The organism is Streptomyces sp. yr375 (assembly GCF_900110755.1).
In the GTDB taxonomy this organism is placed as follows: domain Bacteria; phylum Actinomycetota; class Actinomycetes; order Streptomycetales; family Streptomycetaceae; genus Streptomyces.
This window is the reverse complement of sequence record NZ_FOFF01000021.1, coordinates 59,481-72,519: the sequence shown is the minus strand read 5'-3', so window position 1 is coordinate 72,519 and position 13,039 is coordinate 59,481. Positions and strand designations below refer to the sequence as shown.

General features: G+C 73.2%; 13 protein-coding genes. 6 read left to right on the top strand and 7 right to left on the bottom strand.

Annotation, left to right across the window (positions count from 1 at the left end; translation table 11 throughout):
• Positions 1–5: 5 nt before the first annotated feature.
• Genes BMZ82_RS21440 through BMZ82_RS21430 form a run of 3 tightly spaced genes read right to left on the bottom strand, consistent with a single transcriptional unit; the run spans position 6 to position 2,373 of the window.
• On the bottom strand, positions 6–677 hold the full coding sequence (locus tag BMZ82_RS21440; protein WP_093778159.1) for an ABC transporter permease: 672 nt from the start codon (positions 675–677) through the stop codon (positions 6–8).
• Positions 677–1,318, bottom strand: a complete 642-nt coding sequence (locus BMZ82_RS21435; protein ID WP_093778157.1) for an ABC transporter permease — start codon at positions 1,316–1,318, stop codon at positions 677–679. The genes BMZ82_RS21440 and BMZ82_RS21435 overlap by 1 nt, the downstream gene beginning before the upstream one ends.
• The gene (locus BMZ82_RS21430) at positions 1,315–2,373 is read right to left on the bottom strand and encodes an ABC transporter ATP-binding protein (RefSeq protein WP_093778155.1); all 1,059 of its coding nucleotides are present in this window, start codon (positions 2,371–2,373) and stop codon (positions 1,315–1,317) included. Before BMZ82_RS21430 ends, BMZ82_RS21435 begins: the two co-directional genes overlap by 4 nt.
• Before the next feature lie 142 nt (positions 2,374–2,515).
• Here BMZ82_RS21430 and BMZ82_RS21425 point away from each other — a divergent pair, with 142 nt between their 5' ends.
• The 3 genes from BMZ82_RS21425 to BMZ82_RS21415 all read left to right on the top strand — a co-directional run bounded on the left by BMZ82_RS21425 (position 2,516) and on the right by BMZ82_RS21415 (position 5,661).
• The gene (locus BMZ82_RS21425; protein WP_093778153.1) at positions 2,516–4,024 is read left to right on the top strand and encodes an aromatic amino acid ammonia-lyase; all 1,509 of its coding nucleotides are present in this window, start codon (positions 2,516–2,518) and stop codon (positions 4,022–4,024) included.
• Positions 4,021–4,962 carry a MurR/RpiR family transcriptional regulator gene (locus BMZ82_RS21420; protein ID WP_371271273.1) on the top strand — a complete coding sequence of 314 codons (942 nt, stop codon included), beginning with the start codon at positions 4,021–4,023 and terminating at the stop codon, positions 4,960–4,962. Before BMZ82_RS21425 ends, BMZ82_RS21420 begins: the two co-directional genes overlap by 4 nt.
• A 114-nt stretch (positions 4,963–5,076) precedes the next feature.
• The gene (locus BMZ82_RS21415; RefSeq protein ID WP_093778151.1) at positions 5,077–5,661 is read left to right on the top strand and encodes a hypothetical protein; all 585 of its coding nucleotides are present in this window, start codon (positions 5,077–5,079) and stop codon (positions 5,659–5,661) included.
• 24 nt (positions 5,662–5,685) lie between these two features.
• Here BMZ82_RS21415 and BMZ82_RS21410 read toward each other — a convergent pair whose 3' ends face one another.
• Genes BMZ82_RS21410 through BMZ82_RS21395 form a run of 4 tightly spaced genes read right to left on the bottom strand, consistent with a single transcriptional unit; the run spans position 5,686 to position 8,190 of the window.
• Complete coding sequence (locus BMZ82_RS21410) at positions 5,686–6,060, bottom strand: roadblock/LC7 domain-containing protein (protein ID WP_093778149.1); 375 nt, start codon at positions 6,058–6,060, stop codon at positions 5,686–5,688.
• 21 nt (positions 6,061–6,081) lie between these two features.
• Positions 6,082–6,606, bottom strand: a complete 525-nt coding sequence (locus BMZ82_RS21405) for a roadblock/LC7 domain-containing protein (RefSeq protein WP_093778147.1) — start codon at positions 6,604–6,606, stop codon at positions 6,082–6,084.
• 34 nt (positions 6,607–6,640) lie between these two features.
• Positions 6,641–7,714, bottom strand: coding sequence for a hypothetical protein (locus tag BMZ82_RS21400; RefSeq protein ID WP_093778145.1), 1,074 nt, complete (start codon positions 7,712–7,714; stop codon positions 6,641–6,643).
• A complete protein-coding gene (locus BMZ82_RS21395) occupies positions 7,711–8,190 on the bottom strand; it encodes a hypothetical protein (RefSeq protein WP_093778143.1) in 480 nt (159 codons plus the stop codon). Before BMZ82_RS21395 ends, BMZ82_RS21400 begins: the two co-directional genes overlap by 4 nt.
• Before the next feature lie 408 nt (positions 8,191–8,598).
• Here BMZ82_RS21395 and hutU point away from each other — a divergent pair, with 408 nt between their 5' ends.
• The 3 genes from hutU (at position 8,599) to BMZ82_RS21380 (ending at position 13,009) form a co-directional block, all read left to right on the top strand.
• Positions 8,599–10,263 carry a urocanate hydratase gene (gene hutU, locus BMZ82_RS21390; protein WP_093778141.1) on the top strand — a complete coding sequence of 555 codons (1,665 nt, stop codon included), beginning with the start codon at positions 8,599–8,601 and terminating at the stop codon, positions 10,261–10,263.
• Positions 10,264–10,439: 176 nt separating this feature from the next.
• Positions 10,440–11,663: an allantoate amidohydrolase gene (locus BMZ82_RS21385; protein ID WP_093778282.1), complete on the top strand. Its 1,224-nt coding sequence runs from the start codon at positions 10,440–10,442 to the stop codon at positions 11,661–11,663.
• Positions 11,660–13,009, top strand: coding sequence for a formimidoylglutamate deiminase (locus BMZ82_RS21380; RefSeq protein ID WP_093778139.1), 1,350 nt, complete (start codon positions 11,660–11,662; stop codon positions 13,007–13,009). Before BMZ82_RS21385 ends, BMZ82_RS21380 begins: the two co-directional genes overlap by 4 nt.
• Positions 13,010–13,039 lie beyond the last annotated feature (30 nt).

Sequence of the window (13,039 nt, the reverse complement as noted above, 5' to 3'; positions counted from 1 at the left end):
GTTCCCTAGGCGGTCTGTGCGGGGCGGTGGCGGAAGAGGAGGCGCTGGAGTCCGGAGAGCGTCAGGTCCAGGGCGATGGCGACGACGGCGACCAGGACCGCGCCGCCGAGCACCTGGACGAGGTCGCGCTGCGCGAGGCCGTCGAAGACGTAGCGGCCGAGGCCGCCGAAGGAGACGTACGCGGCGATCGTGGCCGTCGCGACGACCTGGATCAGCGCGAGCCGCAGGCCCGTCATGATCAGGGGCAGCGCGAGCGGCAGCTCGACCTGGAACAGGACCTGCCGGCCGCGCATGCCCTGGCCGCGCGCCGCGTCCTTCACGTCCGGGTCGACGGCCGTCATGCCCGCGTAGGTGTTGGTGACGATCGACGGCACCGCGAGGGCGACGAGCGCGACGTACACCGGCAGCATGGACAGGCCGCCGGCCAGGAAGACCAGGACCACCAGGCCGACGGTGGGCAGCGCGCGGCCGAAGGAGGCCAGGTTGATCGCGATGAACGCGCCCTTGCCGGTGTGGCCGATCAGCAGCCCGAGCGGGAGGCCGATCGCGGCCGCGATGAGCGTCGCCAGCAGCGAGTACTGGAGGTGCTCGGCGAGGCGGTGGGCGATGCCGTCCGAGCCGGCCCACTGGGTGCCGCTGGTCAGCCAGCCGCCGAGGTTCTTGAACAGTTCGAACATCAGGCTCGCCGCCTCTTCCACGGGGTCAGGACGTACTGGACGCCGACCAGGGCCGCGTCCGCGACGACCGCGAGGAGGATCGTGAGGACCACGCCCGCGATCACCGGGGTCGGGAAGTTGCGCTGGAAGCCGTCGGTGAAGAGCTGGCCGAGGCCGCCGTCGCCGATGTAGGTGGCGACGGAGACCAGGGAGATCGACATGACCGTCGCGATCCGCACGCCCGCCATGATGACCGGGAGCGCGAGGGGGAGTTCGACGGTGAGGAGCGTGCGCAGCGGGCGCGTGCCCATCGCCTTGGCCGCCTCCTTGGTCTTCGCGGGCACCGAGTCGAGGCCCTCGACCGTGTTCCGCAACAGCACGACCAGGGTGTAGACGGTCAGGCCGATGACGGTCGTGGTGCGGGTCAGACCGCTGATCGGCAGCAGCAGGACGAAGATCGCGATCGACGGGATCGTGAACAGCACGTTCGACAGGCCGAGCAGGAAGCCGCGCAGCGGGCGGACCCGGTGGGCGATCACCGCGAGCGGGAGGCTGATCAGCAGCCCGAGGAAGACGGCGGTCAGCGCGGCCTGGAGGTGCGAGATCGTGAGGGTCGTCAGATCGTCGGTGTGGCCCGATATCCAGGACCAGTCGATGGTCATGCGGCCACCCCGGCGTCCGTGTCCCGCGCCTCGGTGTGCGCCTGGCCGGCGTGCGTGTGGATGTCGTCGCGCGAGGTGACGCCGGTGAGGACGCCGTCGGCGTCGACACGGGCCACCAGCCCGGTGGGGGAGGCCACCGACTCGTCGAGCGCCGCGAGGAGCGAGTCGCCGTCCTTCAGCGGGCGGACGGGGACGTCCGCGCCGCCCTGGGACGCGGACGTCCAGTGCAGCGGCTTGCGGGCCGCGTCGAGGACGAGGGTCCAGGCGCCGCCCTCGGGGGCCGGGCCCTGCGGGACGGCCGCGAGGGTCTTCAGCGAGAGCAGCTTCAGACCGCGCTCCGCGCCGAGGAAGTCGGCCACGAAGTCGTCGGCGGGGCGCGCCAGCAGCTCGGCCGGGGCCGCGCACTGGACCAGGTGGCCGCCGGTGCGGAACACCGCGATCTGGTCGCCCAGCCGGACGGCCTCGTCGATGTCGTGCGTGACGAAGACGATCGTCTTGTTCAGCTCCTTCTGGAGTCTGAGCAGCTCGTCCTGGAGCTGGGTGCGCACCACCGGGTCGACCGCGCCGAACGGCTCGTCCATGAGGAGCACCGGCGGGTCGGCGGCGAGCGCGCGGGCGACGCCGACGCGCTGCTGCTGGCCGCCGGAGAGCTGGTGCGGGTAGCGCTTGCCGGAGTCGGCGGACAGGCCGACGGTCTCCAGCAGCTCGGCGGCGCGGGCCCGCGCCTTGCGGCGGCCGTGGCCCAGCAGCAGCGGCACGGTGGCGATGTTGTCGAGCACCGTGCGGTGCGGGAAGAGGCCCGACTGCTGGATGACGTACCCGATGGAGCGGCGCAGTTCGGCCGCGTCCTGGCGGGTGACGTCCTTGCCGCCGACCTGGATGGTGCCGGAGGTCGGGTCGACCATCCGGTTGATCATGCGAAGTGTGGTCGTCTTGCCGCAACCGGAGGAACCGACCAGCACGGTCACGCCGCCCTCCGGCATCTGGAGGGAGAGATCGTGCACTGCCGTCGTGCCGTTGGGGAAGCGCTTGTGGACCGCGTCGAACTGGATCATGAGTTGTCCCTTGCCCGACTGTATAACGTCATGCAGAGTTCTCTGTAGATGAATAACTTGTCAACGGTTCGGTGTTAATCCGACGTAACGGATGACCGGTAGGCAAGATCAGGTGTCCGGATTGAGGGGAGTTTGTCGCCTTATGTCATCTCGGATCGTGGACGCCTTGTCTGGGGGCGGTCCCGGTCTCGTCGTCCTCGACGGGATCGCCCTCGGAGTCGCGGACGTCGCGCACCTCGCCGACGGGACCGCCCGCCCGGTCCCCGGCACCGACGCGACCAAGCGGATGACCGAGACCTGGGACGCCGCCCGCCAGATCGCCGCCACCGGCCGCGTCTACGGCCGCTCCACCGGCGTCGGCGCCAACCGGAACGAGGACGTGCCCACCGACGCCGCCGCCGAGCACGGACTGCGCCTGCTGCGCAGCCACGCCGGCGCGATCGGTGAGGAACTGCCCGCTCGCCAGGTCCGCGCGATGCTCGCGGTCCGCGCCAACCAGTTGCTCGCCGGCGGCGCGGGGCTGCGGCCCAGCGTCGTCACGGCGCTGTGCGAGGCGCTGGAGAGCGGCGCGCATCCGGTCGTCAACGAGTTCGGCTCGGTGGGGACGGGCGATCTGGCGGCGCTCGCGCAGGTCGGGCTCGCGCTGGTCGGGGAACACCCCTGGCGCGGCACGGGCGCGCCCGAGCCGCAGCAGCTCGACAACAACGACGCTCTCGCGCTCATCAGCAGCAACGCCCTCACCCTCGGGCAGGCCGCCCTCGCCCTGCACGAACTGCGCGGACTGCTGGAGGCCACCCAGGTCGTCGGCGCGCTCTCGCTGCTCGCCGTCGACGGCTCGCACGAGGCGTACGCCGCCCCCGTGCACGCCGCCCGCCCGCACCGCGGCTCCGCCGAAGTCGCCCGCCGCATGCGGGAGCTGATCGGCGCCGAGGACCGGCCGACGCCGCCGCTGGGCCGGATCCAGGACCCGTACGGGTTCCGCTGCCTGCCCCAGATCCACGGCCCGGCGCACGACGCCGCCGACGCGCTGGAGGAGGTGATCGCCATCGAGATCAACGCCGCCGCCGAGAACCCGCTGATCTGCCCCGAGGACATGGCGGCCTACCACCACGGCGGCTTCTACCAGGCCCAACTCGCCCTCGCCCTGGACCACTTCAGGCTGGCCGTGACCCAGGTGGCCCGCCTGTCCACGTCCCGCCTGTCGACCATGAACGAGCCCGCCTACACCCGGCTGCGGCCCTTTCTCGCCGACCCCGAGCCCGCCTCGTCCGGCGTGATGATCCTCGAGTACGCCGCCGCTGCCGCCCTCGGTGACCTGCGGGCCTTCTCCGCGCCCGCCTCGCTGGGCCACGCTGTACTCTCCCGGGGCGTCGAGGAACAGGCCAGTTTCGCTTCCCTCGCCGCCCGGCAGACACTGCGCGCCTGCGCCGCGTACCGTCTCGTCGTCGGCTGCGAACTCGTCGCCGCCGTACGGGCGCTGCGCCAGCGCGAGCTGCGGCCCGAGCCGGGACTGCCGGCCTGGGAGGCGCTGGAACTGGCCGAGGCACAGCTCGACCCGGAACAGGCCGACCGCCCGCTCACCGCGGACGTGAACGCGGCGGCCGCGCTGCTGGACCGGTTCACGGACATCTGGAGGGGAAACGGGGCATGAGCACGGACACAGGCACGGACACAGGCACGGACACGGGGATCGGTGGGGGCGTGCAGGGGGCGGACGGGTCCGGTGCAGGGGTGGTCGTGACGGGGGCGGGTCCGGGGGACAGTCCCTCTGCTCGGTTGCAGGCGTTGTTCGAGGGGCATCGGCTGACGCCGACTCAGCGGCGTATCGCGCACAGCATGGTGCGCCGCGCCGCCGACGTGCCGTTCCTCTCCAGCGTGGAGCTGGCCGAACTCGCCGGGGTCAGCCAGCCGTCCGTGACCCGCTTCGCGGTCGCCCTCGGCTTCGACGGCTACCCCGCCCTGCGCAAGCACCTGCGCGAGGTCGCGCCCGCCGAACAGCCGGCCGGCGGGGCCGCGCACAACGAGTACCAGCAGGCCGTCGAGGCCGAGATCGAGAACCTCAGGCACCTCGCCGAGCTGCTCGCCGACCCCCGGCCCGTGCAGCGGGCGGGCCGGCTGCTGGCGGCCTCGCGGCCGCTCCCGGTGTTCGGCCTGCGCGCCGCCGCCTCCCAGGCGTACGGCTTCGCCTACTTCGCCGCCAAGGTCCACCCCGACGTACGGCTGCTGAACGAGGGCGGCACGATGGTCCACGACCGGATCGACGCCGCCGTACGGGCGGGCGCCTCGGCGCTGCTGTGCTTCGCGCTGCCCCGGTATCCGCGCGAGGTCGTCGACACCCTCGCCTACGCCAAGGAGGCCGGGCTGAGCGTGGTGACGGTCGCCGACTCCGTGTTCGCGCCGGTCGCCAAGGTCTCCGACCTGCTGCTGCCGGCCGCCGTCGGCACCGGGCTCGCCTTCGACACGGCGTGCGCGCCGATGCTGCTCGGGCGGGTGCTGCTGGAGGCGATGTGCGACGACCTGCCCGACGCGCAGGCCCGCCTGGAGGAGTTCGACACGCGGGCGGCGGCCCGGGGGCTGTTCGTGGAATAGGCCCCGCTCATGGAGCCATGAAGCCATTGAGCAGGCGCGCTCTCATGTTCGTCTCACGTTCGCTCACTACTCTGGACGGCCACGAGATGGTGCCGGAGTGACCAGGAGGCGGACGTGGCACGCGGAGGACAGGGGCTGGCGCGGGTGGCCGTCGTCGTACGGGCCGGGGCCGCGCCGTTGTGGTGGTGCGGGGTGTTCGCGGCGGGGGTCGGGGCGCTGGTGCCCGGACTCACGGGGCGGCGGATCGGGGTGCTGGCCGGGGCCGCGCTGTTCGTCGTGGCCGTCGCCGCGGTGGCGTGGCGCGGCCGACGGCGCTACACGGACCTCGGGCGCGGCGCGGTGCGGGCCGGCAAGCACGACGTGCTCCAGGACCGGGCGGTGACCGTCCGCACCTGGCGGCGCGGCCACCGCTGGTGGCTGCTGCTCGCCTTCCTCGCCGCGCTGGGCAGCTCCTTCGCGGTGCCCGCGGCCGGCGGTCTGCTGCTCGCCGGCTACGGGACCGGGCTGCGGCTGAAGGCCGCCTGGCTCGGGCGGCGCGAGCGGGACGAGGACGCGCTGCTGTGGGTGCGCGTCGACTGGCTGGACCGGCGCGGCGGACGCCCGTCGGGCAAGGCCGTCAAGGCGTACCGCAGCACGGGCATCGCGGCGGGCGACGCGGCCCCGGGCGGAGCGCGCCGCCACACCGCCGCACTGGTCTAACCGGTCGCGCGGGGCTGGACCTCGCTAGACCTCCAGGTCCTCCTCGATCCGCTTCAACTGGTGGCGGGCCATCGCCAGGTTGGCCCGCTTGGCGTCCAGGACGAGGTAGAGGAAGAGCCCGTTGCCGCCGCGGCCGCTGATCAGCCGCAGCAGGTGGTACTGGTCGGACAGGGTGATCAGGATGTCCTCGATCTGGGCCTTCAGCCCGAGGTGCTCCATGGTGCGCATCTTGGCGCGCACCACGTCGGTGTTGCCGGCGGCGGCGACGTTCAGGTCGAAGGTCTTGCTGCCGCCCATCGTGCCCAGCGCCATGCCGCTGGTGTAGTCGACGAGCGCGACGCCGGTCGCGCCCTCGATGGAGGCGAGCGCCTCTTTCAGGCAGGTTTCGGTGTTGGCCATGACTGTGCTCCTCGGTTCCTGTCAGCTTTCCGTGGTGGTGCGCGCGTTGGTGGTGGCCGGGCCGCGCGCCGATCTGGTCCGTACGGGGTTGGTCTTGCCGGGCGTCCGCACGGGTGGCTTCGCGTTCGCGGGTGACCTGGTGGGCGGTGTGGCGGGGGCGGCCCGCGCCTTCGCCTCCAGCGCGTCGACCAGTTCCCCGAGCCGCGCGCCGGCCCGGCGGCCCTCCAGGTGGAGCCGGCCGACGTTGACGCGGTCCTGCGCGAGCAGGGTCAGTACGGCGCTCTCGCCGGCCGCGTACGTCGCGACGTAGCCGTACCGGCCGCGGACCAGCAGCTCGCGGAAGTCGCCCTGGCCGGTGGTGTCCGCCATCCGCACCGCGACGCCGAGGGCGGCGGCGGTCAGCGCGGCCACCACCTCCGGTTCCACGCCGGGTGTGTCGTGGGCGAGGACGAGACCGTCCACACCGGCCGCGAGCGCGCCGGTCAACTGCGGCACCCGGGCCCGCAGCCGCCGGAGTTCGTCGAGTATCTCGGGCTCGGACGCCATCAGCTCGCTCCTTTCGGCGCGCGGTCGCTGCCGTTCAAAGGGCCTCCAGCGCATCCCTGAGCCTCTTCAGCAGGGTGATGTCGGGGTCGTTGACGCGGGGCAGGGTGATGCCCGGCGGGGGGTCGGGGACAGAGAGAGGGTCGGGGACGGAAAGGGGGCCGGTGGGGAGTGCGGGATGGGGACGGGGGTGGGCAGCGGGGTCGGCATGGGGATGGGCATGGGGGTGGGCATGGGCGTGGGGATCAAAGGGGGACGGGGGACGGGCCTGGGCCTGGTCTTGGGCCTGGGGGTGGAGACGGGGTGCCGTCGGGTGAGGTGACTGAGGTGAGTGAGGTGAGTGCGGCGGGTGAGGTGGACGGGGTGGTCGGGGTGGCGGGAAGAGGGCGGTGAGCAGGCCCGCCGCCGCCAGGCGTCGGACGTCCACCAGGGTGTGGAAGGCCTGCCGCCCCAGCTCGCGCGCGATGTCCGTCGCCGTGCGCACGCCGTCCACCAGGGCCAGTACGGCGCTCTGCCGGGCGGTCGGCGCAGGCCCGGCGACGGTCTCGGCCCGCCGCAACGGCGCTCCGTCGGTGAGCGGGTCCGGCCACAGCCGGTGCAGCAGCGCCCGGCGGCGCAGCGTCTCGCGTTCGACCGCGTCGACCGGCACCGGTCTGAGTGTGCCGAGCCAGTGCCCGGCGCCGTACCGGAAGTGGCCCGGGGTGCTGCTGGGGGTGAGCGCGAAGTACGCCGCGTCGAACACCGCCTCCAGGTGGCACAGTTCCAGCGCCCCGCGCGGCACGCGGCCCGCGTCGAGCAGCAGCCGGGCCGCGCCGTGCTCCTCGTCGGCCCGGTCCACGGCGTCCTGCCAGACGGCCGGGGCGAGCGTGCCGTGGGCCAGGAGCAGTACGTCGAGACCGGGGGCGAGGGGGCTCTCGGCGTGCACCACGCGGCCCTCGGCGAGGTAGAGCGAGCCGCGTTCGCGCTCCAGGACGCCGGTCGCCCGCTCGGCCGCCAGCCGGGTCAGCATCGGCGAGAGTCCGCCGCCGCGCTCGCGGGCCGCCGACTTCTCCCGGACCGGCAGCCGGGGCGGCGGGGTGGTGCCGGGCGGGGTCGTGCGCACCACGGTCATCCCAGCACCAGCCGTTCGGCCATCTCACCGAGCCGGATCCGGGCCAGCGCGAGGTTGCCGTCCGGCCGGGCCAGCCACACGTGCAGGAACACGCTGCTGTCGAAGGACGTCGGCACGAAGCGCAGTACGTGGTAGCTGTCCCGGTTGCTGATGATCAGGTCTTCGAGGGGAGGATCGGCCAGACCGAGCCCCCCGGGATCGGGACCCGCCCCCTCGTGGCCTTCGGGGCCGGTATGGCCGTCGGGGTCGGCGTCAGGGCCGGCATCAGGGTCAGGGCCGGGGTCGGGTGTGAAGGACCGTTGCTCCGCCGTGAGGCGGGCGACCTCCGCGGCCTCGGCGGCGGCCGCCTCGGGGTCGCCGCCGGGGAACTCCCCGACCGAGCCCAGGGCCAGCCCGCTCGTCCAGTCGACCAGGGCCGCGCCCCGGGCACCGGGCAGCCGCATGGCCTCCAGTAGACACTCGTCGATTCCGGGCACCGTTGGCTCCCCTCCTGCCTGAGGTTCGGCTGAGTGATGAAGAAGCTACGCAACGTATGCGCGAGGGGTGAGTCTTCCGGCATTTTCCAGCGGAACATGCGGCCGGGTCACTAACGTGGGTCGGCTGACCCCGTCCCCGTCGACTCCCGTCGACCCGGCTCCCATCAACCCCTTGCGCACCAGCACGCGTCAACGGCGCGCGCGTCCGCCCGGGGTGGTGAGTGAAGCGGCGCGCGCCCTCCGCTGCCGATGGTGCGCCCCTCCCCTCACCTGTCGTGTCGCCCCCTTCTCCTGCCGTGTCGCCCGCATACGGCCGCCCACCCTATTGACTAGTTCTATTCAGCGGACCAGGATGTGAATAACAAAAGCAACACCCGCCGGGATCACCCATCCGCAAGGAGGCAGACCATGTCAGGACCCCGCCCCGTACGAGCGTCGCGCGGTACGGAACTGAGCGCCCTGGGATGGCAGCAGGAAGCCGCCCTGCGGATGCTGCAGAACAACCTGGACCCCGAGGTCGCCGAACACCCCGACAAGCTCGTCGTCTACGGCGGCACGGGCAAGGCGGCCCGCGACTGGCGCTCGTACGACGCCATGGTGCGCACGCTGCAGACCCTGAAGCAGGACGAGACGATGCTCGTCCAGTCCGGTCGGCCGGTCGGCGTCATGCAGACCCACGAGTGGGCCCCGCGTGTCCTCATCGCCAACTCCAACCTCGTCGGCGACTGGGCCAACTGGGAGGAGTTCCGCCGCCTGGAGCAGCTCGGCCTGACGATGTACGGCCAGATGACCGCCGGTTCCTGGATCTACATCGGCACCCAGGGCATCCTCCAGGGCACCTACGAGACCTTCGCCGCCGTCGCCGCGAAGAAGTTCAACGGCACCCTGGCCGGGACGATCACCCTGACCGCCGGTCTCGGCGGCATGGGCGGCGCGCAGCCCCTCGCGGTGACGATGAACGACGGCGTCGCGATCTGCATCGACGTCGACCCGCGCGCCATCGAGCGCCGCATCGAGCACCGCTACCTCGACGTGAAGGCCGACTCCCTGGAGCACGCCCTCCAGCTCGCCGTCGAGGCCCGCGACGCCCGCCGCCCGCTCTCCATCGGCCTGCTGGGCAACGCCGCCGAACTGCTCCCGCGGATGCTCGCCGAGAGCGCCCCCATCGACATCGTGACCGACCAGACCTCGGCCCACGACCCGCTGTCCTACCTCCCCGTCGGCGTCGACTTCGACGACATGGCCGACGCCGCCGCCAAGGACCCGGCGGGCTTCACCACCCGCGCCCGTGAGTCCATGGCCCGCCACGTCGAGGCCATGGTCGGCTTCATGGACGCCGGCGCGGAGGTCTTCGACTACGGCAACTCCATCCGCGGCGAGGCCCAACTCGCCGGGTACGACCGGGCGTTCGCCTTCCCCGGCTTTGTGCCGGCCTACATCCGCCCGCTGTTCTGCGAGGGCAAGGGCCCCTTCCGCTGGGCCGCCCTGTCCGGCGAGGCCTCCGACATCGCCAAGACCGACAAGGCGATCCTCGACCTCTTCCCGGAGAACGAGTCCCTGCACCGCTGGATGAAGATGGCCGGCGAGCGCGTCCACTTCCAGGGCCTGCCCGCCCGCATCTGCTGGCTCGGCTACGGCGAGCGCGACAAGGCCGGCGAGCGCTTCAACGACATGGTGGCGAGCGGTGAGCTGGCCGCGCCGCTGGCCATCGGCCGCGACCACCTCGACTGCGGTTCCGTCGCCTCCCCGTACCGCGAGACCGAGGCCATGCTCGACGGCTCCGACGCGATCGCCGACTGGCCGCTGCTGAACGCCATGGTCAACGTGGCGTCGGGTGCCTCCTGGGTGTCGATCCACCACGGCGGCGGCGTCGGCATGGGCCGCTCCATCCACGCCGGCCAGGTGTCGGTGGCGGACGGCACGAAGCTCGCCGGCGAGAAGATCCGCCGCGTCCTGACCAACGACCCCGGCATGGGCGTCATCCGGCACGTGGACGCGGGCTACGACATCGCCGAGTCGGTCGCCGACGAGCGCGGCGTCCGCGTCCCCATGCGGGAGGGTGACGACGCGTGACCCTTCCGGGAGACCAACGGCACGGCGACTCCTCGGCGGGGGCGGACCTCTCGTCCCCGCCCGCGGAGCCGGCCGTACCCACCGCCCGCACCGCACCCACCGCCGCTGCCGCCTCGCGGAACGGCCACCCGCAGCCCGGCGCGAGCGCGCCAGCCGGCGGTGCCTCCTTCCTCGAGATGTGGCGCGACCTGCTGCCCATCGGCCGCCACCCGGACTCCCACGGCTACCGGCGGTACGCCTGGACGGCCGCCGACACCGACTGCCGGGCCTGGTTCCGGGCGCAGGCCGAGGCGCGCGGGCTCGCCTACGAGCTGGACGGCAACGGCAACCAGTGGGCGTGGCTGGGGGATCCGGCCGCCGGGGACGCCGTCGTCACCGGGTCGCATCTCGACTCGGTGCCGGACGGCGGCGCCTTCGACGGGCCGCTCGGCGTCGTGTCGTCCTTCGCCGCGCTCGACGAACTCCGCGCGCGGGGCGTCACGTTCACCAGGCCCCTCGCCCTCGTCAACTTCGGTGACGAGGAGGGCGCCCGCTTCGGGCTCGCCTGCGTCGGCTCCCGGCTCACCGCCGGACAGCTCACCGTCGAGCAGGCCCACCGGCTCACCGACGGCGACGGCATCACCCTCCCGAGGGCCATGGAGGCCGCCGGGTACGACCCCGACGCCATCGGCCCCGACCCCGAGCGGCTCGCCCGCATCGGCGCGTTCGTCGAACTCCACGTGGAGCAGGGCCGCGCCCTCGACCTGAGCGGCGACCGGGTGGGCATCGCCAGTGCCATCTGGCCGCACGGGCGCTGGCGGTTCGACTTCCGGGGCGAGGCCAACCACGCCGGCACCACCCGCCTCGTGGACCGCCGCGACCCGATGCTGTCGTACGCCGAGACGGTCCTCGCCGCCCGCCGCGAGGCGCGACTCGCGGGCGCCGTCGCCACCTTCGGCAAGATCTCCGTCGAGCCGAACGGCGTCAACGCCATCCCCTCCCTGGTGCGCGGCTGGCTCGACTCCCGCGCCGCCGACCAGGACACCCTGGACACGGTGGTCACGGGCATCGAGCAGGCCGCCCGCGAGTACGCCGCCGCCCACGGCATCGACCTCGCCGTCGTCCGTGAGTCGTTCACGCCCGTCGTCGAGTTCGACCACGCCCTGCGCGACGAACTCGCCCGCATCCTCGGCCAGGACCAGGACAAGCAGGGCCGGGGCACGGATCTGACGGTCCCCGTCCTCGGCACCGGCGCCGGACACGACGCCGGGATCCTGTCCGGGACCATCCCGACCGCCATGCTGTTCGTGCGCAACCCCACGGGCGTCTCGCACTCCCCGGCCGAGTTCGCCGCCGAGGACGACTGTGTGGCCGGGGTGCACGCCCTCGCCGACGTACTGGAAGGACTGGCCTGCCGGTGACCCCCACGCAGCGGACACGGACGTACTGGCTGGAACACGCCTGGCTCGACACGAACGTCGAGCCGGGCGTCGCCCTGGAGGTGGCCGACGGCCGCATCACCGCCGTCCGCACGGGCGTCGACGCCCCGCCGCCCGGCGCCGAGATCCTGCGCGGACTGACCCTCCCGGGCCTGGCGAACGCCCACAGCCACGCCTTCCACCGCGCCCTGCGCGGCACCGTCCAGGTGGGCTCCGGCACCTTCTGGACCTGGCGCGAGGTCATGTACTCGGTCGCCGACCGGCTGACCCCGGAGTCGTACCACGAGCTGGCCCGCGCCGTGTACGCCGAGATGGCGCTGGCCGGCATCACGGCCGTCGGCGAGTTCCACTATCTGCACCACGCCCCCGGCGGCACCCCCTACGCCGACCCCAACGCCATGGGCGAGGCGCTGATCGAGGCCGCCGCCGACGCCGGCATCCGCATCACCCTCCTCGACACCGCCTACCTCTCGGCCGGCTTCGGCCAGGCCCCCAACGCCCACCAGCTCCGCTTCTCCGACGGTGACGCGGACGCCTGGGCCGCACGCTGTTCACTTCTCAAGGAACGGGATCACGCGAGGATCGGGGCGGCCGTCCACTCCGTACGGGCCGTGCCCGCCGACCAGTTGGCCACCGTGGCAAGCTGGGCGCAGGAGCGCCGGGCGCCGCTGCACGTGCACCTGTCCGAGCAGACCGCCGAGAACGACGCCTGCCGCGAGGCCCACGGCCGCACGCCGACGCAGCTCCTCGCCGACCACGGCGTCCTCGGCCCGCGCACCACCGGCGTCCACAACACGCACCTCACGGACCAGGACATCGCCCTCCTCGGCGGCTCCGGCACCGGCACCTGCATGTGTCCGACGACCGAACGCGACCTCGCCGACGGCATCGGCCCGGCCGTCGCCCTCCAGGCCGCGGGCTCGCCGCTCTCCCTGGGCTCCGACAGCCACGCCGTCATCGACCTGCTCGAAGAGGCCCGCGCGATGGAGCTCAACGAGCGGCTGCGCACCCGCACCCGGGGTCACTGGACGGCGGCGGCCCTGCTGCGCGCCGCCTCCGCCGACGGCCACGCCGCCCTCGGCAACCCGGACGCGGGCACCCTGGCGACCGGCGCGCCCGCCGACTTCACGACGATCGCCCTCGACTCGGTCAGAACGGCGGGACCGGTGCCGCGCCTCGGCGCCGAGACGGCCGTATTCGCGGCGACCGCGGCGGACGTACGGCATACGGTCGTCGCCGGACGTCATGTCGTACGCGACGGGGCGCACACGCTCGTACCCGACGTGCCCCAGGCCCTCGCCCGGGCCATCGACGCCCTGCGCGCCTAGCCACCCCAGGACCCCGCTCCCACGAGGACA